This is a genomic window from Hydrogenophaga taeniospiralis (assembly GCF_020510445.1).
Taxonomy (GTDB): domain Bacteria; phylum Pseudomonadota; class Gammaproteobacteria; order Burkholderiales; family Burkholderiaceae_C; genus Hydrogenophaga.
The window spans coordinates 3,017,976-3,039,101 of sequence record NZ_JAHBAG010000001.1 but is presented as its reverse complement, the minus strand read 5'-3'; the positions used below and the strand labels follow the sequence as shown (position 1 = coordinate 3,039,101).

At 67.3% G+C, this 21,126-nt stretch carries 18 protein-coding genes; 12 read left to right on the top strand and 6 right to left on the bottom strand.

Translation table 11 applies throughout. From position 1 onward, the window contains the following. Positions 1 to 57 precede the first annotated feature (57 nt). Positions 58 to 1,860, bottom strand: a complete 1,803-nt coding sequence (locus tag KIH07_RS14560; RefSeq protein ID WP_226492658.1) for a sodium:solute symporter family protein — start codon at positions 1,858 to 1,860, stop codon at positions 58 to 60. Between the two features lie 16 nt (positions 1,861 to 1,876). Next, positions 1,877 to 2,143, bottom strand: a complete 267-nt coding sequence (locus KIH07_RS14555; protein WP_226492657.1) for a DUF4212 domain-containing protein — start codon at positions 2,141 to 2,143, stop codon at positions 1,877 to 1,879. Positions 2,144 to 2,525: 382 nt separating this feature from the next. Here KIH07_RS14555 and KIH07_RS14550 point away from each other — a divergent pair, with 382 nt between their 5' ends. The 3 genes from KIH07_RS14550 (at position 2,526) to KIH07_RS14540 (ending at position 10,410) form a co-directional block, all read left to right on the top strand. Next, on the top strand, positions 2,526 to 2,834 hold the full coding sequence (locus tag KIH07_RS14550) for a DUF485 domain-containing protein (protein ID WP_226492656.1): 309 nt from the start codon (positions 2,526 to 2,528) through the stop codon (positions 2,832 to 2,834). After that, on the top strand, positions 2,831 to 4,558 hold the full coding sequence (locus KIH07_RS14545; RefSeq protein WP_226492655.1) for a cation acetate symporter: 1,728 nt from the start codon (positions 2,831 to 2,833) through the stop codon (positions 4,556 to 4,558). The genes KIH07_RS14550 and KIH07_RS14545 overlap by 4 nt, the downstream gene beginning before the upstream one ends. 191 nt (positions 4,559 to 4,749) lie before the next feature. After that, positions 4,750 to 10,410, top strand: coding sequence for a CHAT domain-containing protein (locus KIH07_RS14540; RefSeq protein ID WP_226492654.1), 5,661 nt, complete (start codon positions 4,750 to 4,752; stop codon positions 10,408 to 10,410). A gap of 76 nt (positions 10,411 to 10,486) precedes the next feature. Here KIH07_RS14540 and ahpF read toward each other — a convergent pair whose 3' ends face one another. The 3 genes from ahpF to KIH07_RS14525 form a co-directional block, all read right to left on the bottom strand. Then, complete coding sequence (gene ahpF, locus KIH07_RS14535; RefSeq protein WP_226492653.1) at positions 10,487 to 12,067, bottom strand: alkyl hydroperoxide reductase subunit F; 1,581 nt, start codon at positions 12,065 to 12,067, stop codon at positions 10,487 to 10,489. Between the two features lie 219 nt (positions 12,068 to 12,286). Continuing rightward, complete coding sequence (ahpC, locus tag KIH07_RS14530; protein WP_068166484.1) at positions 12,287 to 12,850, bottom strand: alkyl hydroperoxide reductase subunit C; 564 nt, start codon at positions 12,848 to 12,850, stop codon at positions 12,287 to 12,289. Positions 12,851 to 12,942: 92 nt separating this feature from the next. After that, positions 12,943 to 13,149 (bottom strand): hypothetical protein, encoded by a 207-nt coding sequence (locus KIH07_RS14525; RefSeq protein WP_226492652.1) that lies wholly within the window; start codon positions 13,147 to 13,149, stop codon positions 12,943 to 12,945. A 181-nt stretch (positions 13,150 to 13,330) separates the two neighbouring features. On the opposite strand from KIH07_RS14525, the gene KIH07_RS14520 reads away from it, so the two are divergent. The 9 genes from KIH07_RS14520 (at position 13,331) to hemP (ending at position 20,273) form a co-directional block, all read left to right on the top strand. Then, a complete protein-coding gene (locus KIH07_RS14520) occupies positions 13,331 to 13,585 on the top strand; it encodes an iron transporter (RefSeq protein ID WP_226492651.1) in 255 nt (84 codons plus the stop codon). 5 nt (positions 13,586 to 13,590) lie between these two features. Beyond that, positions 13,591 to 15,195: a PepSY-associated TM helix domain-containing protein gene (locus KIH07_RS14515; RefSeq protein WP_226492650.1), complete on the top strand. Its 1,605-nt coding sequence runs from the start codon at positions 13,591 to 13,593 to the stop codon at positions 15,193 to 15,195. After that, positions 15,192 to 15,548, top strand: coding sequence for a DUF3325 domain-containing protein (locus KIH07_RS14510; RefSeq protein ID WP_226492649.1), 357 nt, complete (start codon positions 15,192 to 15,194; stop codon positions 15,546 to 15,548). Before KIH07_RS14515 ends, KIH07_RS14510 begins: the two co-directional genes overlap by 4 nt. After that, positions 15,545 to 17,767 (top strand): TonB-dependent receptor, encoded by a 2,223-nt coding sequence (locus KIH07_RS14505; RefSeq protein ID WP_226492648.1) that lies wholly within the window; start codon positions 15,545 to 15,547, stop codon positions 17,765 to 17,767. Before KIH07_RS14510 ends, KIH07_RS14505 begins: the two co-directional genes overlap by 4 nt. Positions 17,768 to 17,889: 122 nt before the next feature. Further along, the gene (locus KIH07_RS14500) at positions 17,890 to 18,030 is read left to right on the top strand and encodes a hypothetical protein (RefSeq protein WP_226492647.1); all 141 of its coding nucleotides are present in this window, start codon (positions 17,890 to 17,892) and stop codon (positions 18,028 to 18,030) included. Positions 18,031 to 18,170: 140 nt separating this feature from the next. After that, positions 18,171 to 18,824 (top strand): energy transducer TonB, encoded by a 654-nt coding sequence (locus tag KIH07_RS14495; protein WP_226492646.1) that lies wholly within the window; start codon positions 18,171 to 18,173, stop codon positions 18,822 to 18,824. Between the two features lie 40 nt (positions 18,825 to 18,864). Continuing rightward, positions 18,865 to 19,599, top strand: a complete 735-nt coding sequence (locus KIH07_RS14490; protein ID WP_226492645.1) for a MotA/TolQ/ExbB proton channel family protein — start codon at positions 18,865 to 18,867, stop codon at positions 19,597 to 19,599. A gap of 15 nt (positions 19,600 to 19,614) precedes the next feature. Continuing rightward, positions 19,615 to 20,034: an ExbD/TolR family protein gene (locus tag KIH07_RS14485; protein ID WP_226492644.1), complete on the top strand. Its 420-nt coding sequence runs from the start codon at positions 19,615 to 19,617 to the stop codon at positions 20,032 to 20,034. A 38-nt stretch (positions 20,035 to 20,072) separates the two neighbouring features. Then, positions 20,073 to 20,273, top strand: coding sequence for a hemin uptake protein HemP (gene hemP / locus KIH07_RS14480; protein WP_226492643.1), 201 nt, complete (start codon positions 20,073 to 20,075; stop codon positions 20,271 to 20,273). Between the two features lie 256 nt (positions 20,274 to 20,529). Here hemP and KIH07_RS14475 read toward each other — a convergent pair whose 3' ends face one another. Beyond that, complete coding sequence (locus tag KIH07_RS14475; protein WP_226492642.1) at positions 20,530 to 20,937, bottom strand: GlcG/HbpS family heme-binding protein; 408 nt, start codon at positions 20,935 to 20,937, stop codon at positions 20,530 to 20,532. Positions 20,938 to 21,126: the final 189 nt, after the last annotated feature.

Sequence of the window (21,126 nt, the reverse complement as noted above, 5' to 3'; positions counted from 1 at the left end):
GCATCCTGGTGCACACAGGCCCGGCGGGCCAGTCCTTTGCGAAATCAACCGTTGCGCTCAGTGCCCGGTTGCAGCGCCGGCACCCTTGGGCACACGGATCGACTCCACGAGCTCCTGGATGTGTTTCGGCGCCGGAGCGGTCAGCTTGTTGACCAGGAAGGCCACGGTGAAGTTGACGATGGCACCCACGGTACCCACGGCCTCGGGCGTGATGCCGAACCAGCCGTTGACGCCGCCCACCATGTCGACAAAGTCCGTGCCCTTGACGAAGAACAGGCCTTTGTGGGCGAACACGTAGAACAGCGTGACCAGCAGACCAGACAACATGCCGGCGATGGCGCCCTTGTCGCTCATGGTGCGGCTGAAGATGCCCATCATGATGGCCGGGAAGATCGACGAAGCCGCGATACCGAAGGCCAATGCGACAGTACCTGCCGCGAAGCCCGGGGGGTTCAGGCCCAGCCAGCCGGCCAGCACGATGGCGACCGCCATGGCGATCTTGCCCGCGAGCAACTCGCCCTTTTCAGAGATGTTCGGGTTGAACACGTTCTTGATCAGGTCGTGCGACACGGCCGACGAAATGGCCATCAACAGGCCCGCTGCGGTGGACAGCGCAGCCGCGATACCGCCGGCGGCCACCAGTGCGATCACCCAGTTGGGCAGCAGCGCGATTTCCGGGTTGGCCAGCACGATGATGTCGGCGTTCACGGACAGCTCGTTGCCTTTCCAGCCAGCGGTTTCGGCCTTGGCCTTGGCAATTTCGTTCTTGGTCGCGTCGTTGTAGTACTGGATGCGGCCGTCGGCGTTCTTGTCTTCCCACTTCAGCAGGCCGGTCTTTTCCCAGCGCTTCATCCAGTCCGGACGGTCTTCGTTCTTGATGCTGGATTCGGTGGCATGCAGGTCGCCATTGCTCATCACCGCCGTGTTGACCGTGCTGTGCAGGTTCAGCTTGGCCATGGCACCCACGGCGGGCGCGGTGGTGTATAGCAGAGCGATGAAGACCAGGGCCCAACCGGCGGAGGCACGGGCATCGGCCACCTTCGGCACGGTGAAGAAACGCACGATGACGTGGGGCAGGCCGGCGGTACCGATCATCAGCGACACGGTGTAGAAGAACATGTTGAGCATGCTTCCGGCGCTGCTGGTGGTGTACTGGTTGAAGCCGAGATCGGTGACAACCTGGTCCAGCTTGGCCAACAGAGCCGTGTCCGTTCCAGCCACGTTGGCGCCCAGACCCAGCTGCGGCAGGAAGCTGCCCGTCAGGTTCAGTGAAATGAAGACGGCCGGAATGATGTACGCGAAGATCAGCACGATGTACTGCGCCACCTGGGTGTAGGTGATGCCTTTCATGCCCCCAAACACCGCGTAGAAAAACACGATGGCCTGGCCGATGTAGATGCCATGGTCGCTCGACACGTTCAGGAAACGCGAGAACGCCACGCCCACACCGGTCATCTGACCAATGATGTAGGTGGTGGATGCGCTCAGCAGGCAGATCACGGCCACGGTGCTGGCGGTCTTCGAGTAGAAGCGGTCGCCAATGAACTGCGGCACGGTGAACTTGCCGAACTTGCGCAGGTACGGCGCCAACAGCATGGCCAGCAACACGTAGCCACCGGTCCAGCCCATCAGGAACACGGCGCCGCCGTAGCCCATTTGGGAGATCAGGCCGGCCATGGAGATGAAGGACGCGGCCGACATCCAGTCGGCGGCGGTGGCCATGCCGTTGGTGATGGGGTGCACCCCGCCGCCGGCAACGTAGAACTCGGACACGCTGCCAGCACGCGCCCAGAAGGCAATGCCGAGGTACAGCACGAAACTGGTTCCGACGATCAGATAGGTGGTGGTTTGCAAGTCCATGCTTCAGGCCCCCTGTTCAGTCTTCTTGAACACCGAACTTGCGGTCCAGGTCGCCCATCTTCTTGGCGTAATAGAAGATCAGCGCGATGAACACATAGATGGAGCCCTGTTGGGCGAACCAGAACCCGACGGGATAACCAGCGAACTTGAAGCCATTGAGGACATCGGCGAACAGGATGCCTGCGCCATAGGAAGCCAGGAACCAGATGAGCAAGACCCTGGCCAGCAATCCCAATGTCGCTGACCAATAGGCCTTTGCATTGCTTTCGGCTGCAGTCGTCATGAGATCCGTCTCCTTGCAATGGGGATTTGCCTTCTTTGGCGGATGGATCCGCACCGGGCCGTATGTCTTCGTGCAAAGGAAGACACAGCAGACGCACTCTCTGGGTTTCTCCTTACAGACAAATTGCATGACATTGCCCGTGCTCCGGAATCAAGGGTAAATCCCTACACGCTTTCGACGGTGGGATTTGGGGTGCGCAGAACACGCTCCCCGACACGTTTGACGCACGAGTTCTTCAGAGGAAAAACCGTAAAAAAAGGCCCACAGAACCGGAGCGACACATCACCAAATTTGTCAGTCCCCGTTCAGTTTGCGGTCAGTGCGCGGTAAGAACCTGGCCATACGCTGCGGCCTGCTTTAACCACAACAGGAGACATCATTCATGCAAGATGATCTGGTCCAGCGGATTGCCAGCAATCCCAAATATCAAGAACTCAAAGCCAAGCGATCCCGCTTCGGCTGGTGGCTCACCCTGGCGATGATGGTCGTGTACTACGGCTTCATCCTGCTGGTGGCCTTCAACAAGGAGCTGCTGTCCCAGAGGATGGGCGACGGTGTCATGACCCTTGGCATTCCCGTCGGCTTCGGCGTGATCGTCTTCACCATCGTCATCACCGCCTTCTACGTCAAACGCGCCAACACCGAATTTGACGATCTCTCCAACGAAGTGACCAAGGCCGCCTACAAATGAAGCCCGATCAAAACTCCTTGCGCCGCCTGCTCACCCTGCTCGCACTCTTCGGCGTCTCGGCCGTCGCCTGGGCCGCGGGTGCCGACCTCGGTCAGGCAGAGAAACAAGCCACGAACTGGACCGCCATCGGCATGTTCGCCCTGTTCGTGGTGGGCACGCTGTTCATCACCAAATGGGCCGCCGCCAAGACCAAGTCGGCCTCGGACTTCTACACCGCCGGTGGCGGCATCACCGGCTTCCAGAACGGCCTGGCGATCGCGGGTGACTACATGTCGGCCGCTTCGTTCCTGGGCATTTCCGCCGCCGTGATGGCCAGCGGTTTTGACGGCCTGATCTACTCCATCGGTTTCCTGGTGGGCTGGCCCGTGATCACCTTCCTGATGGCCGAGCGCCTGCGCAATCTGGGCAAGTTCACCTTCGCCGACGTGGCCGCCTTCCGCTTCAACCAGACCCCGATCCGCATCTTCGCGGCCTCGGGCACGCTGGTGGTGGTGGCGTTCTACCTGATCGCGCAGATGGTCGGTGCCGGCCAGTTGATCAAGCTGCTGTTCGGCCTGGAGTACTACATCGCCGTGATCATCGTGGGCGCGCTGATGATGGTCTACGTGCTGTTCGGCGGCATGACGGCCACGACCTGGGTGCAAATCATCAAGGCCTGCCTGTTGCTGGGCGGCGCGACCTTCATGGCGCTGTCGGTGCTGTGGCACTTCGGCTTCAGCCCCGAGGCCATGTTCGCCGGCGCGGTGCAGATCAAGACCGACCTCGCCCTCAAGGACGGCAAGATCGCCGAGGCCGCCACCGCTGCGGGGCAGTCCATCATGGGCCCGGGCAACTTCGTGAAGGACCCGATCTCCGCCATCAGCTTCGGCATGGCGCTGATGTTCGGCACCGCCGGCCTGCCGCACATCCTGATGCGCTTCTTCACCGTGCCCAGCGCCAAGGAAGCGCGCAAGTCGGTGATGTGGGCCACCGGCTGGATCGGCTACTTCTACCTGCTGACCTTCATCATCGGTTTCGGCGCCATCACCTTCGTGCTGATCAACCCGCAGTTCCTCGACGCCAAGGGCGGCCTGCTGGGCGGCAACAACATGGCGGCGGTTCACCTGGCCAACGCCGTGGGTGGCAACGTGTTCCTGGGCTTCATCTCCGCCGTGGCCTTCGCCACCATCCTCGCGGTGGTGGCTGGCCTCACGCTGTCGGGCGCCTCGGCCGTGTCGCACGACCTCTACGCCACCGTGATCAAGAAGGGCCAGGCCGACAGCGCCTCGGAGCTGCGCGTGTCCAAGGCGACAACGATCGCGCTGGGCATCATCGCGGTGGTGCTGGGCATCGCCTTCGAGAAGCAGAACATCGCCTTCATGGTGTCGCTGGCGTTCGCCATCGCGGCCTCGGCCAACTTCCCCGTGCTGTTCATGAGCGTGCTGTGGAAAGACTGCACCACCAAGGGCGCGGTGATCGGTGGTTTCCTGGGCCTGATCTCGTCGGTGGCGCTCACCGTGGTCTCGCCCTCGGTGTGGGAAGTGACCCTGGGCAACCCCAAGGGCTCGGCGCTGTTCCCCTACACCTCGCCGGCCCTGTTCTCCATGACGATCGGCTTCGTGGGCATCTGGCTGTTCTCGATCCTGGACAACAGCCAGCGCGCCAAGGTGGACCGTGGCGGCTTCCTGGCACAGCAGGTGCGTTCGGAAACCGGCATCGGCGCATCGGGCGCGTCGGGCCACTGACCTCCCCCTTCTGACGCGAAGGGCCAAGGGCCGAAGGTGTTGTGCCTTCGGCCCTTGCCATTTTCCAGCGTGCACCAAAGCCCTGCGGGCGAGACAAACGCTTACAACTTGCGCTTGGCGTCGCCCCAACGACAGGAACAGAATTTGTGACGAATTGCACGTTTTGAAGCCTTGACCCCGGGGAGGACATCATGGCCCGCAAAGCAGTCGTCACCACCCCCGAAGAACCTCCAGGCCGACCACGGCGCACCGGACCCGACGCGGTCAACGCCGCCCCTGCGGCCCCCCTCAGCTTCATCGTGCGCGGCCAGGCGCTGCAGACCCACGGCGCCACGCGGGGCGACCCGGGCCCGGCCATCCCCAGCGGCTTTGGAGGCAGCGGCCAGGTCATTCAGAAGGTGCAGCCGGGCGCGCGCCGCAGCAGCGGGGCCGACACCGTGCGCATGACGGCCCGCCCGGGCCTGGACGCGGTGGTGCTGCACATCGGCAACGGCCCCTCGCTGATGCTGCACCCCGAGACCGCACGCGACCTGATGCTGGCGCAGTCGGGCCTGACCCGCAGCGCCGTGCGCGGCGCCTCGCGCTCGCGCGCGGGCGAGACGACCGACGACGCGCCGACCGAGGTGGAGGTCCCGGTCCAGCTGGGCTGGCAGAGCGCGCAGACGGCCGGCGCCACGCGCGGGCGGCTGGGTGAGGTGCTGCTCTCGGGCATCGAGGTGGTGACCGACCTGTTCACCGGGCCCGTGAGCGAGCTCGCGGCGGCCCGGATCGGGGCCCGGCTGGACCAACAGGTGGACCCCGGCGTGTACAGACTGAGTGCCGACGCCCTGGGCGCGCCGCTCAAGGGCAACGGCCACAAGCTCGACCGCGTGCCCGCCGCCGCGCCCGGCGAGCCCATGCTGGTGCTGCTGCACGGCACGTTTTCCGAAACCCACGGCACCTTCGGCAAGCTGTGGCAACAACACCCGCAAAAGGTGCGCGAGCTGTTCGCGCACTACGGCCAGCGGGTGTACGGGCTGGACCACCCCACGCTCACCGCCAGCCCGATCGACAACGCGCTGATGCTCGCGCGCACCCTGCCCGACGGCGCGCGCGTGCACCTGCTCACCCACTCGCGTGGCGGCCTGGTGGCCGAGGTGCTGGCGCGGGCCTGTGCCCAGCCCAGCCTGCCCGAAGCCTCGCTCGCGCCGTTCAAGGGCGGCGCGCACCAGGCGCAGCTGACCGCCTTGCGCCAGCTGGCCACCGAGCTCCAGGGGCGCGACATCCGCATCGAGCGGGTGGTGCGCGTGGCCTGCCCGGCGCGCGGCACGCTGCTGGCCTCGCGGCGGCTGGACGCCTATGTGTCGGTGCTGAAGTGGACGCTGGAACTCGCCGGCATCCCGGTGGCGCCCGCCCTGCTCGACTTCGTGGCCGAAGTGGCCAGCCACCGCACCGACCCCGGGCTGCTGCCCGGGCTGGAGGCCATGACGCCACAGAGCCCGCTGCTGCAGTGGCTGCACGGCGGTGACGGCCCGTTGCCCGGCCAGCTGCGCGTGGTGGCCGGCGACATCGAGGGCGATTCCGTCACCACCTGGGTCAAGACCCTGCTGGCCGACGCCTTCTACTGGACCGACAACGACCTCGTGGTACAGACCCGCTCCATGTACGGCGGCGGCCCGCGCGCGCCGGCCGGCGGCCACGCCGCGGCCAGCTTCCTGCTGGACCAGGGCGGCGAGGTCACGCACTTTGGCTACTTCAGCAACCCGCGCACCGCCGAGGCCGTGTGCAACGGCCTGACCCAGGACACACCCGCGGGCTTTCGCCCCATCGGCCCGATGTCGTGGGCCGGCAGTTCCAGCGACGGCCTGCGCGGCGTACCACGCACGGCCCCGTCCGAGCCCGCGGCCGCGCGCCCGGCGGTGATCCTGTTGCCCGGCATCCTGGGCAGCCACCTCAGCGTGGACGGCAAGCGGGTCTGGCTGAGCCTGCGCATCCTGGGCGGCCTGGGCCGGCTGGCCTACCGCGAAGACGCGCGCAACGTGCTGCCCGACGGCGCCATGGGCCGCAGCTACGACGATCTGGCCGAATTCCTCTCGCAGAGCCACGAGGTGATCGAGTTTTCCTTCGACTGGCGCCGCCCGATCGAACACGAGGCCCGCCGCCTGGCCGATGCCATGGACCAGGCCCTGAGCGCGCGCAGCGCCACCGGCCAGCCGGTGCACCTGCTCGCGCACTCCATGGGCGGGCTGGTGGCCCGCACCGTGCAGCTGGAGCGGCCCGAGGTGTGGCAGCGCTGGCTGGAGCGGCCCGGATCGCGCCTGCTGATGCTGGGCACGCCCAACGGCGGCTCGTTCGCTCCCATGCAGGTCCTCTCGGGCGACGACAGCTTCGGCAACGCGCTGGCCGCGTTCGGCCTGCCGTTCCAGGACCACCAGGCGCGCCAGATCATGGCCGCGATGCCCGGCTTCATCCAGTTGCAGGCCGGCCTGCTCGACGCCGCGCTCGGGCTGGGGCACAGCGAGCGCTGGAAGGCCCTGGCCGAGCAGGACATGGCCCTGCTGCGGGACGCCAGCTGGTGGCACGACGGCGAGAGCCAGCGCAACATCTACCGCTGGGGCGTGCCGCCGCAACCGGTGCTCGACCAGGCCATCGCCCTGCGCCAGCGCCTGGACCAGCAGCGCGCCAGCGGGCTGGAGCGTTTTCGCGACCGGGTGCTGGTGGTGGTCGGCCGTGCGCGCTTCACGCCCGCCGGCTTTGAGCTCAGCGCCAGCGAAGGCCTGATGTACCTGGACGCCCCGGACGATGGCGACGGCCGCGTCACGCTCGACAGCGCGCTGCTGCCCGGCGTGAAAGCCTGGCGGGTGGACTGCGAACACGGCGGCCTGGCCGACGCCGAAGGCGCGTTCGAGGCCTACCGGGAACTGCTCCAGCACGGCGACACCCAGCGCCTGCCGCCGGTCTCCACCGCCCGCAGCGGCGGCGCGGTGGCGGCGGCCCTGGTGCGCAGCCGGCCGTCGCGCCAGCGCAGCGGCCCGCTGCAGCCCCCCACCGACCCCAGCGACGTGTTCCGCCTGGACGATGAGGCGCCGCGCCCGGTGCGCACCCAGCGCGCCGCGTTGCGCGTCAGCGTGCACAACGGCAACCTCAAATTCATCAGCGCCACGGTGATGGTCGGGCACTACGGTGCGTCCACCCTGACCGGCACCGAGGGCGTGGTCGACCAGTTCATCGGCGGCGCCATGTCGGCCTCGCTGGCGGTGGGCCTGTACCCCGAGGCGCCGGGCTCGCACCAGTTCTTCACCAACCACCGGCAGGACCCCGACAGCCCGCTGGCGCTGCCGCGCCCGCCCCACGTGGTGGTGGCCGGGCTGGGCGAAGAAGGCAAGCTGCGCGGCGCCGACATGATCCACACGGTGCGCCAGGCCACCCTGGCCTGGGCCCAGCGCGTGGCCGAAACGCCCGGCAGCGCCGCCGCGCAGTTCGAGCTGTGCGCCACGCTGATCGGCAGCGGTGGCGTGGGCGTGACGGCGGCGGCCGCGGCCCAGGCGGTGGCGCAGGGCGTGCGCGAGGCGAACGAAAAACTCGCCATCCATGGTTGGCCGCAGGTCGGCCACCTGCGCCTGATCGAGCTGTACCTGGACCGCGCCACCGAAGCCTGGCACGCCCTGCACCTGCTGGCCCTGTCGGCGCCCGAGCATTACGCGCTCACGCCCACCGTGCTCTCGGGCCTCGGCGCACTGCGCCGCCCGCTGGAGAGCGGCTACCGCGGCACCGGCCACGATTTCATCAGCGCCATCTCGGAGAAGAACGAAGCGGGCGAACCCATCATCACCTACACCCTGGACACCCAGCGTGCCCGCTCCGAAGCGCGCGTGCAGGCCACGCAGGCGCGGCTGGTGAGCGAACTGGTGCGGCGGGCCTCGAACGAGGCCAACCGCGATCCGCAGATCGGCCGCACGCTGTTCCAACTGCTGGTGCCGGTGGAAATGGAGGCCAGCCTGCGCGGCAGCAGCGAGCTGCTGCTCGAGCTCAACGACGGCACGGCCGGCATCCCCTGGGAGCTGCTGGACGCGCCGAACGACGGGCGCGGCGGCCCCACCCGGCCCTGGACCATCCGCAACAAGCTGCTGCGCAAGCTGCGCACCGTGCGCTTTCGCGGCCAGGTGAGCGACGCGCGCCTCGAAGACGCCGTGCTGGTGATCGGCGAGCCGCTGTGCGACCCCGCGTTCTACCCGCCGCTGCCCGCGGCCCGCGCCGAGGCACGGGCGGTGGTGGAGGCGCTGGGGGGCCCGGCGGGCCTGGACGCGGACCGCGTGCACGCGCTCATCGCCCCCGACAACCAACAGGGCGCCGACGCGGCCACCGTCACCAACGCCCTGCTGGCAAGGCCCTACCGCATCGTGCACATCGCCGGGCACGGCGAGCCCGAGCTGCTGCGCGAGGGGCTGGCCCCGGTGCTGCGCGGCGTGGTCCTGAGCGACGGCACCTTCCTGGGGCCGCGCGAGGTGGAGGCGATGCGCGTGGTGCCCGAGCTGGTGTTCCTCAACTGCTGCCACCTCGCGGCCGACCCACACCACCTGCTGCAGGGCTACGACCGCGCCGCCTTCGCCGCAGGAGTGGCCAAGCAGCTGATCCGCATCGGCGTGCGCTGCGTGGTCGCGGCGGGCTGGGCGGTGGAGGACGACGCCGCCAACCGCTTCGCCATCGCCTTCTACCAGGCGCTGCTGCGCGGCGAGCGCTTCATGGACGCGGTGCACACCGGGCGCGTGGCGGCTTTCGAAGCCAGCCCCCAGGGCAACACCTGGGCCGCCTACCAGTGCTACGGCGACCCGGAGTGGGTCTGGCGACCCGACCACCGCGACACCCACCGGACACGAGCGCCGGTGGGGCAGGCCTACGCCGCCATCGCGTCCCCAGTGGCGCTGGCCCTGGCGCTGGAGACGCTGGCCGTGGAAAGCAGCACCCAGGGCGCCGCGCCCGAGTCCCAGCGCGAAAAGATCCGCTACCTGGAAGCGCGTTTTGAAGTCGAATGGGGCGGCATGGGCGCGGTGGCCGAGGCCTTTGGCGTGGCCTGCGCGGCGGCGCACGACATCGAGCGCGCCATCCACTGGTACCGCCGCGCGCTCGCCGCCAACGACGCCAGCGCCTCCGTCAAGGCCGGCGAGCAGCTCGCCAACCTGAGCGCGCGCCTGGCCTGGGAGCGGGTGGAGCAGGCCCACCGCCAGCGGCGGTCGGCACGCACGCAACAGCGGCTGATGGCCCAGGGGCGGCGCGACATCCAGGCCGCGCTTGAGCAGCTCGACGCGCTGGTGGCCATCGGCCCCACCATCGAACGCGAAAGCCTGCTGGGCTCCGCGCACAAGCGGCTGCACCTGCTGGAGACGGCGGCCGGGCGCCCGGCCCCGGCCGCGCAGGCCATCGAACGGATGGCGCTGCACTATGGCCGCGCCGAGGCCCTGGCGCGCCGGACCGGCCACGCCGAATGGTTCTACCCCGCGCTCAACCGCATGGCGGCCGAGCTGATCGCCCACACCGACGCGGGCGGCTGGCCAGGTTTCACCCCGGCCGACACCGCCGCCCTGCGGCAAAGCCTGGAGCGCAAGCGGCGCGACGACCCCGACTTCTGGAGCGTGGTCGGGCTGCCCGAGCTGGCGATGTACGAAGCGCTGGCCGCGCGCAACCTGGCCACCCGCCTGCCGGACATCCTGTCGGTGTACGAAGACCTGCACAGCCGGGCCGGCACGGCCTGGATGTGGGCCTCCGTCGTCGATCAGGCGGGCTTTGTGCTGCGGCACTTCGCGGGCCGACAGGGCACCGAGGCACAGGCGGTGCGCCAGCTGCTGGACGTGTTGCAGGCCTACGCCCGGGCCTGAGAGCCGCCGATTCCCGGCTTCAACGACAAAGGGCTTCGGATACCCGAAGCCCTTTGCGCTGCCCCGGCCTGGCGGATCAGGCCGCCACGGCCTCGGCCACCACCGGCTGGCGGATCAGGTGGTCAAACGCGCTGAGCGCGGCCTTGGCGCCCTCGCCTGCGGCGATCACGATCTGCTTGTACGGCACCGTGGTGCAGTCACCGGCGGCGAACACGCCCGGCACATTGGTGTGGCCCTTGGCGTCCACCACGATCTCGCCGAAACGGCTGAGTTCGACCGTGCCTTTGAGGAATTCGGTGTTGGGCACCAGGCCGATCTGCACGAACACGCCTTCCAGCGGCACCAGGTGCTCTTGATTCGTCGCACGATCCTTGTATTTCAGGCCGTTGACCTTGCCATCGGCACCCATGATTTCGGTGGTCTGCGCGTTCACGTGGATGGTGACGTTGGGCAGGCTTTTCAGCTTGCTCACCAGCACAGCGTCGGCCTTGAGCTGGTCGGCGAACTCGACCAGGGTCACGTGCTGCACGATGCCGGCGAGGTCGATGGCCGCTTCCACACCCGAGTTGCCGCCGCCGATGACCGCCGTGCGCTTGCCCTTGAACAGCGGGCCGTCGCAATGCGGGCAGTAGGCCACGCCCTTGTTCTTGTACTCCTGTTCGCCGGGCACGTTGACGTTGCGCCAGCGCGCGCCGGTGGAGAGGATCACGCTGCGCGCCTGGAGCACGCCGCCGTTGGCCATCCGCACCTGCACCAGACCGCCCGGCTCTTCCGCGGGGATGATCTTGTCGGCGCGCTGCAGGTTCATGATGTCCACCTCGTAGTGGCGCACCTGGGCTTCGAGCGCGGCGGCGAACTTGGGGCCGTCGGTTTCCAGCACCGAGATGTAGTTCTCGATCGCCATGGTGTCGTTCACCTGGCCACCGAAACGCTCAGCCGCCACGCCCACGCGGATGCCCTTGCGGGCGGCGTACACGGCAGCGGCCGCGCCGGCGGGGCCGCCGCCAACGATCAACACGTCGAACGGGTCCTTGGCGTTGAGCCTGGCGGCGTCGCGGTCACCGGCGTTGGTGTCCAGCTTGGCCACGATTTCCTCCACCGACATGCGGCCGGAACCGAAGACCTTGCCGTTCAGGAACACCATGGGCACGGCCATGATCTCGCGCTCGGTCACCTCTTGCTGGAAAGCGCCGCCTTCGATCACCACGGTCTTGACCTTGGGGTTGAAGATCGCCATCAGCGACAGGGCCTGCACCACGTCCGGGCAGTTGTGGCAGGTCAGGGACATGTAGACCTCGAAGCTGAAGTCACCGTCCAGGGCCTTGATCGAGTCGATCACCTCGGCCTCCACCTTGGGCGGATGGCCACCCGTCCAGAGCAGGGCCAACACCAGCGAGGTGAACTCGTGGCCCAGCGGCAGGCCAGCGAAGCGCACGCCCTGAGTTTCACCGTCACGCGCCACCACGAACGACGGCTTGCGCGCATCGTTGCCCGAGGTGTCCAGCGTGACCTTGTCGGACAAAGAAACGATGTCGTCCAGCAGGCCGCGCATCTCGGTGCCGGTATCGCTGTCATCCAGTGAAGCAATCAGCCGGATCGGCTGGCGCAGCATGCCGAGGTAGGTCTGGAGCTGGGATTTTAGGGTAGCGTCAAGCATGGTGGACTCCTGAAGAAGCGGAAAAGCGGGACGTGCGGAACCAATGCCGCTGGTGCATGAGCCACCGCTCGTGACGGAAGCCCATGAGGCAGCGGTACTGCCAGAAACAATGGTGGAGCGAAGTGCCTTCGCCCAGAACGCGGCGGAACTGGCTTTGCCAGGCCGCTCGCGTTGTCCCCATGGGGGGAAGACGCGCCGCAAGGCGCGGCGCAGGGGGGCTTAGATTTTTCCGACGAGTTCCAAGGAAGGAGCGATCGTCTTGGCGCCTTCGTTCCACTTGGCCGGGCACACCTGGCCGGGGTTGGCGGCGGTGTACTGGGCGGCCTTGAGCTTGCGCAGGGTTTCCTTGACGTCGCGGGCGATTTCGTTGGAATGCACTTCCATCGTCTTGATCACGCCGTCGGGGTTGATCACGAAGGTGCCGCGCAGGGCCAGGCCTTCTTCGGGGATGTGCACGCCGAAGGCGTTGGTCAGGGCGTGGGTGGGGTCGCCCACCAGCGGGAACTTGGCCTTGCCCACGGCTGGGCTGGTTTCGTGCCAGACCTTGTGCGAGAAGTGGGTGTCGGTCGTGACGATGTAGACCTCGGCACCGGCCTTCTGGAATTCGGCGTAGTTGTCGGCGGCGTCTTCCACTTCGGTCGGGCAGTTGAAGGTGAAAGCGGCCGGCATGAAGATCAGCACGGACCACTTGCCCTTGAGGCTTTCGTCGGAGACTTCAATGAACTTGCCGTTGTGGAAGGCCTGGGCTTTGAAAGGCTGAACTTGCGTGTTGATCAGGGACATGGTTTTTCCTAGATTGAGGTTGAGGGAAACGGTGAAAAGGACGCAACGGCTGTTGCCATGGGTGAATTATAGCAATACGCTATCAACAAACATCATTGATAGTGTTTATTGGCTGCATAGCTTTTGCTGCTACGCAGCATTCGAAGGATTCCGTTCTGCGGCAGGAAGGTGATCGCCCCCGGCAACACCGCCGCACAGGCTGTTGGATGGCAGGCATGCCCAATCCACCACAGGCACAGGCACAGGCACAGGCACAGGCATTCATTTTCCACAAATTTCGGAATGTGTTTGCGAATCATTCGTGTTACCATATGTATGTCGTAACCACTGCGTCCCATGGGCTGCACGGTGGTTTCTGGTCTCCACTCCCCTTTCGCCACCATGCCCGCGCAGTCCATCGCCCCCGACACCACCTCGCCCACAACCGGGGTACGACAAGCCGTCCCCCTGCGCGCAGCGAAACAGCGCCGGTTGTCGGCGATGTCACGCGCACTGGCGGCCTGCTTCGGTGGCTATGGGCTGACACTGGCCTTCACGGCGGCGCTCGGCCTGGGGCTGCAACACGCCGCCGGCTGGACCCGCGCAGAAGCAACGATGACCGCGACCCTGCCCGCCTTCGTGATCTACCTGCTCGCAGCACTGCGCGCCTTCGCCACGCACAGCGCCCGTCGCGCCTGGGCCGAGTTGTGCTTCGGCACCGCTGTGCTGGCGGCGCTGGCCGAACACTGGCGTTGAGCGGCATGAGACAAGCCGCACAGCAGGCGCAGCCGGGCGCGCCGGGCTTTCGCCAACGCATGGGCGCTCTGCACACCTGGTGTGGGGTCCTTTTCGGCGGCTTCCTGTTCGTCATCTTCCTGACGGGCACGCTGTCGGTGTTCGACCGCGAGATCGACCGTTGGGCGCAGCCCCATACGCGCCTGCCCGCCCCGGCCGTGGGCGAAGTGCCGTCGCTCGACCAGGCCTTGCCTCACTTGAGCCGGCTGGCGCCGGAGCAGGCAACGCTGTGGTTGATCTACCCGCCCGGCGACCGTGTGCCCACGCTGCGGCTGGGCTGGTCGGGCGAGCACATCGAGCGGGGTTATCGCGACCTCAACCCGTTCAGTGCCACGCTTTTGCCAGAGCAAGGCGCGCCCCTGGGCACGCAACTCTTCTACCCGTTTCACCACAGCCTGCACCTGACATGGCTGGACCTGGGCGAATGGCTGGTCGGGCTGGCGGCGATGGCCATGCTGGTGGGCATCGTCTCGGGCGTGGCAACGCACCGGCGCATCTTCAAGGACTTCTTCACCTTCCGACCGCGCAAGACCCTGCAGCGCAGCGCACTGGACCTGCACAACGTGACGGCGGTGTTCGCATTGCCCTTTCTCTTCCTGATCCCGTTGTCGGGCCTGATCATCTTCGCGGCCGTCTACCTGCAACCCGCCATCGCCTGGGTCTATGGCCCCGAGCGCGGCGCCTACACCAAGGAGGCTTTGTCGCGCTACAGCCGGGCGCCCGCCAAGGCAGCGCTGTCGCACAGGGCCTCGCTCGACGAGATGGCCGTGCAGGCACGGGCGCACTGGGCCGCGTCCGGCCAGCCCGGCGAGGTCGGACTCGTCATCGTGCGCCAACCCCACGACGCCAAGGCCATGGTCGAGATGCGCCGCGCCAGCGGGGCGCGTGTCGGCCTGGAACATGGCACGCTGTACTTCGACGCGGCCAGCGGCGCGCTGCTGCATGCCGAGGCGCTGCCCACCGTGTCGCGCGTGCAGCGCTTCATCGTCGGCATGCATCTGATCCAGTTCCATCATGGGACACTGCGCTGGCTGTATTTCGCCCTGGGTCTGAGCGGCTGCGCGATGCTCGCCACGGGCAGCATCGTCTGGGTGCAAAAACGCGCACAGCGGCACGCCCGACCCGGCCAGTCCGGCGTGCGCTGGATGCAGGCGCTGACGCTCGCCGCCGTGTGCGGTCCGCTGCTGGCGAGTGTTGGTGTGATGCTGCTCAACTGCCTGCCACATGCGTGGTGGACCCTTGACGCCTCACCGCTGCAGGCCTCGATGCGCTGGTTTTTCGGCCTTTGGAGCGCCAGTCTGCTGCACGCGGTATTGATGCGCCATGGCACGCGGCACGTGGCCCAGCAGTGCATGGCCCTGGCCGTGACCGCGGTGACCACCATCGCGGCCAACCTGCTGCTCAACAGCGGCCGTGCATGGGAGCCTTGGCCAGGCAGCCACCCGGCCGCGCTGGGCGTGAACACGGGTCTGCTGCTGGTCGCGGTGGGCGCCGCGCTCATTGCCCTGCGGCAGCTCCGAAGCGCGCGGGCCCACCGCGACGCACACGGTTTTTCGAAAGCCGCCGCGTGAGCAGCCTGCTGTGGTCGTTTGCCGCCTGGTGTGCGCTCGCCCTGGCCATGGCGCGCCACCACGAACAGGCGTTTGGCCACGAGGGCACAGCCCAGGTGCGACGCCGCTGGTGCCACGGCGGGGCCCTCGGCCTGGCGGCAGCGCTGCTCTTCCCGGTATTCACCGAAGGCTGGGCCCTGGGCCTGTTGCACGGCGTCACCGCGCTGGGCGTGGCGGGCCTGCTGGTGCCCGCCCTCTTCGCCTGGGCGCCGCGCGCCTGCGCCTCGCTGGCGGCGGCGGCTGCCTTGCTCGGCACGCTGCTGGCCTGTCCCGCTCTCTTTCTTTCACTCCAACCCTTAGGAATATTTGAATGAACGTCAAGACCGTCCACAAGAAGAATGGCGTCAAGGCCCGGCGCTGCGCCGTGGCGCTCGCCGCGGCCTGGTGCTGCGTGCCGGGCTGGGCCCAGGTCACCACCAACACGGTGTCGGAAACACCACCGGCCAGCGCCACACCAAACCCCGGCACCGACGACGCTGGCGTCGGCCAGATGCCGGTCGTGGTGATCACGGCCACGCGCGGCAGCAAGGCCGTTGACAAGATTCCGGGCGCGGTGAGCGTGATCACGCGCAAGGAGCTGGATGAACAGCTCGGCGTGGCGGAAGACCTCAGCGCGGTGCTCGCCGCACAGATCCCGGGCTACGCCCCATCCACGCAGAAGCTCAGCAGCGCGGGCGAATCGATGCGCGGACGGGCGGCGCTCATCCTCTTTGACGGCATTCCGCAGAGCAACCCCTTGCGCGCGGGCTCGCGCGAAGGCTATTTCGCCGACCCTCTGCTGATCGAGCGCATCGAAGTGGTCAGCGGCCCCTCGGCGGTGCAGGGTCTGGGCGCCACCGGCGGCATCATCAACTACATCTCCCGCACCCCGCGCAAGGAAGGTACGACGCACACGATCGACGCCAAGTTCAGCACCCAGGGCCACTCTGACGACGCCACCCTCAAGACCAGCTACCTGCTCGAACACAAAAAAGATGCCTTCGATGCCCTGGTCTATGTCGGCGGCCTGCAAAGCGGGGTGGGCGTCGACGGCGACGGCCGGCGCCTGGGTCTGGAGACCACCCAGGGCGATCTGCAAGACAGCAGCGGTCACGACGCTTTTGTCAAGCTCGGCTGGCGCGTCACCCCGTCCCAACGCTTGCAGGCCTCGTACAACCACTTCAGCGTGGCCGGCGGCGGCGACTGGACACGTGTGGACGGCGATCGGGCAACGGGCCTGACCACCTCGGCGCAGAAAGGCGGCAGCGTGCTGGGCGAACCGCCGCGCAACGACGTGCGCACCTCGGCCCTCGAATGGACCCACGCCGACCTGGCCGGCGGCATGGCCAGCGTGCAGCTGTACAAGCAGGACTTCCGTTCTCTGTATGGCGCCGGCAACTTCGCGAATTTTCAGGACGCCAGCATCGCGCCCGTCGGGACACTGGTCGACCAGAGCGACATCGTCGCCGACAAGAAGGGCCTGCGCGCTTCCTGGGTCAGACCCGACCTGGGTCTGACGGGCCTGGAGTTCACCGGGGGCCTGGACTGGCTGGCCGACACCTCCAAACAGCGCCTTGCGCTGACCGACCGCGACTGGGTGCCGCCACTGCAGTTCCAGAGCCTGGCGCCCTTTGCCCAGCTCGAGTACGAGTTCGGCGACTTCACCCTGCGCGGCGGGCTGCGCCACGAGCACGCGGAACTCGAGGTCGACACCTACAACACGCTGGCGGCCTACGGCAGCCGCGAAGTGCGGGGCGGCAAGCGCTCGTTCGACCAGCAGGTCAAGAACCTCGGCCTGGTCTGGCGCTTCGCGCCCGGTTGGTCGAGCTTCGCCTCGTACAACGAGGGCTTCGGCCTGCCCGACGTCGGCCTGGTACTGCGCGCGGTCAACGTGGACGACCGCTCGGTGGAAGACCTGGCCGCGCTGGAGCCCATCCTCACCGAAAACAAGGAAGTCGGCCTGACCTGGCAGCACAAGCTGGGCAGCTTCACGACCTCGATCTACGAATCGAGTTCCGACCTGAGCGGTCAGGTTCGCATCAACGCCACCACCGGCATCGGCTCGGTGGTGCGCGTGCCGGTGCGCGTGCGCGGCTTCGAGTTCGGCGGGGAGCTGCGCCCGGCGCCCGACTGGACGGTCACGGCCAACTACGCGCGCATCCGCGGCATGACCGCCACTGCGGAGGGTCAACCACTGGACGTGGCGCTCAGCTCGCGCTACCAGGGCCCGGACAAGATCGTGCTGGCCACGCGCTGGGCCTTCGCACCGGGCATGTCCGCACGCCTGCAGGCCAGCCACTACGCCTCGCGTCACGTCAATGCCGGCCGCACCGTCGGCACCGCCAACCTCGAAGAGCACTTCAACGGCTATACCGTGGCCGATGCCCTGTTCAGCTGGAAAACCAGCGTGGGCGACTGGAGCATGGGCGTGCAAAACCTGTTCGACCGCCAGTACATCGGCTACTACGCGCAGGCCCGGCCGTCCGGTACCGACAGCGACTACTTCGCGGGCCGTGGCCGGACCTACACGGTGTCGTGGCGGCGCAGTTTCTGAAGCACCGCAGGGAGGCCTGTGATCGGCGGCGCGCAGCGCGTCGCCGATCCTGCATATAACAAAAACGCTGCACGCAGCAACCCCATCGCCGGCTGATTCAAAAAAACGCCCGAAAATAGTAAATGCGACAGATTCGCATTTATAATTTGTGCATCGCACCCAACCCTCTGGAAAGGACGATCATGGGCATCAGCATCTCCATCCTGGGCGGCAGTCTGCTGCTGATCCTGGGCGCGGCGTGGTGGGTTCTGCGCCAGAAGTGACACAGCCCGCCGCAGCCAACCGACACGCCTCCACCGCCATCCATCCGGCCACCCCTCACGCCTACACTATGAGTTTCGCCAGCGCAGCCTCTGCGCTCCCTTCTTCTGGGCCCTTGTCGGCCCCGAACCGCGCTCCCCGAATGAACCGTCGCCTGTTCATCGTGATGGCCGTGATCGGCTTTCATGTGCTGGGCCTGTGGGCCCTGCAGGCCGGCCTGCTCCGGCGCGCGGTGGAACTCGTGATCCCGGTGAACGTGCTGGCCGAGTTCATCGAAGCACCGCAACCGCAGGTGACACCGACCCCGCCACCGCCCGAGCCCCGACCCGAGCCGGTGCAGAAGCAGCGCCCCGTGCCCAAACCGGCCCCTCAACCCATGGCCATCGCCGAACCGAAGCCGGCGCCCGCGAGCGAGGCGCCATCCGGCACCACCCAGCCACCTCCCGCGGCCGAACCGCTTACGGCGTCGATGAACAACGTCGAAACGCCACCCGCACCGCCCGCGCCCCCCAAGATCGAACCGCCGTCGTCGAATGCGGCCTTCTTGGGCAACCCGAAGGCACCCTACCCGCAACTCTCCGAGCGCCTCGGAGAGGAAGGCACCGTCTGGATCCGAGCCTACATCGAACCCAACGGCACCGCGAGCAAGGCCGATGTGTCCCAATCCAGCGGCTACGCCCGGCTCGACCAGACCGCGCTTCAGACCGCGCTCAAGTGGCGGTACGTGCCGGGCAAGCGCGCGGGTGTGCCTGAAGCCATGTGGGTCACCATCCCGATCCACTTCGTCATTGAATAACCGTCCCGCTCTCACCGACTTTCACTGGACCTTCCCGCTCATGGACACCTCTCTCACCTCCTCCGGCCTCGCCCACGTCTGGACCCAGGGCGACGCCGTCACCCGGACCGTGGCCCTGATTCTGCTGACCATGTCGCTGGCCACCTGGATCATCGTTCTGTGGAAAGCGCTGGACCAGCGCGCCCAGCGCGCCCAGGCCAAAGGCGTGGAAGGCTTCTGGCACAGCGCGGACTTCGCCGAGGGCCTGGACAAGCTCGGCACCACCGAGGGCAACCCGTTTCGCGCCGTGGCGCTCGAAGGCCGTGAGGCGGCCCGTCACATCCTGCACAAGGACGGTCGCCCCGGGACGCAATTGCACGACAGCCTGGACGTGAGCGACTGGGTCGAACGCTGCCTGCGCAAGAGCGTGGACGACCACCAGGCGCGCGCGCAGAGCGGCCTGTCGGTGCTGGCCTCGGTGGCCTCCACCGCGCCCTTTGTCGGCCTGTTCGGCACCGTCTGGGGCATCTACCACGCGCTGCTGGGCATCGGCGCGGCCGGCCAGGTCAGCATCGACCAGGTGGCCGGCCCGATCGGCGAGGCGCTGATCATGACCGCTCTGGGCCTGCTGGTCGCCATTCCCGCCGTGCTGGGCTACAACGCGCTGGTGCGCGGCAACAAGGGCATTGCCCACCAGCTCAACCGCTTCGCGCACGACCTGCACGCCTACTTCGTCACCGGCGCCCGCGTCAGCCTCGGTGGCGACGCCAAGGTGCTGCCGATGAAAAAGGCCTGAGCCCGAAAGATCACCATGGCCATCGGAACCCAGAACGACAGCGACGAGATGCTCAGCGAGATCAACATGATCCCGTTCATCGACGTCATGCTGGTCCTGCTCATCATCTTCATCATCACCGTACCGGTGATCAAACACGCGGTGAACGTGGACCTGCCGCGCGCCAGCAACGAGAAGGTGCTCGACAAGCCCGACAACATCCGCCTGTCGGTGGACGCCGACGGCCTCTACTACTGGAACGATGCGCGCGTGGAAGACGCCGATTTCGAACAGCGCCTGAGCGCTGCCGCAGCCCAGCAGCCACAACCCGAGCTGCACATCCGTGGCGACAAGGCGGTGCGCTATGAGCGCGTGGCCCTGGCCATGGCCGCCGCGCAGCGCGCGGGCGTGCGCAAGATCGGTTTCATCACCGAGCCGACCACGGCGTCCCCTTGAGCCAACCGGCCGAGTCAACCCACCCAATGGAAAACGCCATGCACCGTCCACCCAGCCCCCAGACCCGCCCGCAGTCTTCGGCCGGGCCCGACCTCGCCGCGATCCCGGCCGAAGGAACTCAGCCCGTGCTCGCCAGCCAGGACGTGCTGCGCGGCCACAAAGCGGTCGCCATCAGCCACAACGGTGCGCTCTACCGGCTGCAGACCACCCGCCAGGGCAAGCTCATACTGACCAAATAAATGCTGCGCGGTGCATGGCCGCGACCGCTGACCAAGACCCTTTTTTCATCGTGGGGCGACGCGGGGATTTCACCTTCCCAGCGCGTCGTTTTTAGCCAGCCAGGGAAGCACCGCTTCCGATAGCCAGGCATTTTTTCCCCGCGTGACCAAATTGATGCTGCAGCAACTCAGCCCAGGATGCGGTGGAACCGGCTTTGCCGGGCCACTCGCATCGCCCCCTTGAGGGGGTCGCGCGCAGCGCGGCAGGGGTACTTGTTCACAACCCAAGAGCGGCAATGCCCGCGCGGGCAATCTGCGCGTCTTCGGCCGACTTCACGCCACTCACGCCCACAGCGCCAATGCACTGGCCGTCTTTCATGACCGGGACACCGCCTTCGAGCATGCCCGCCACCACCGGCGCGCTCAGGAACGACACCCGGCCCTGGTTGATCACGTCCTCGTAGACCTTGCTCTCACGCCGCCCCAGCGCCGCCGTGTGCGCCTTGGCCGGTGCGATGTGCGAGGAGATGGCGGGCGCGCCGTCCAGGCGCTGCAGCCACAGCAGGTGGCCGCCGTCGTCGACGACGGCGAATGTGACGGCCCAGTTGTTTTTCAGCGCTTCGGCCTCGGCCGCCGCTGCGATGAGTTTGACGTCGGCGAGTTCGAGCACGGCTTTGTTTTTCATGAACTATTGCCCCGGTTAAGGTGTCTGAGAAAGGGTTGCAGGCGCCAAGCTTAAACGCTCAGGCGCCCGGTGACGGGGATGGCCCTCCCCACAGGGGTTTGGCATGGCAAGTGACCCTATCGACGGCGGGGGATCGCCCGGCCGTCAGCCCATGACCCCCTGCGGCCTACAATGCAACACACGCCGTTG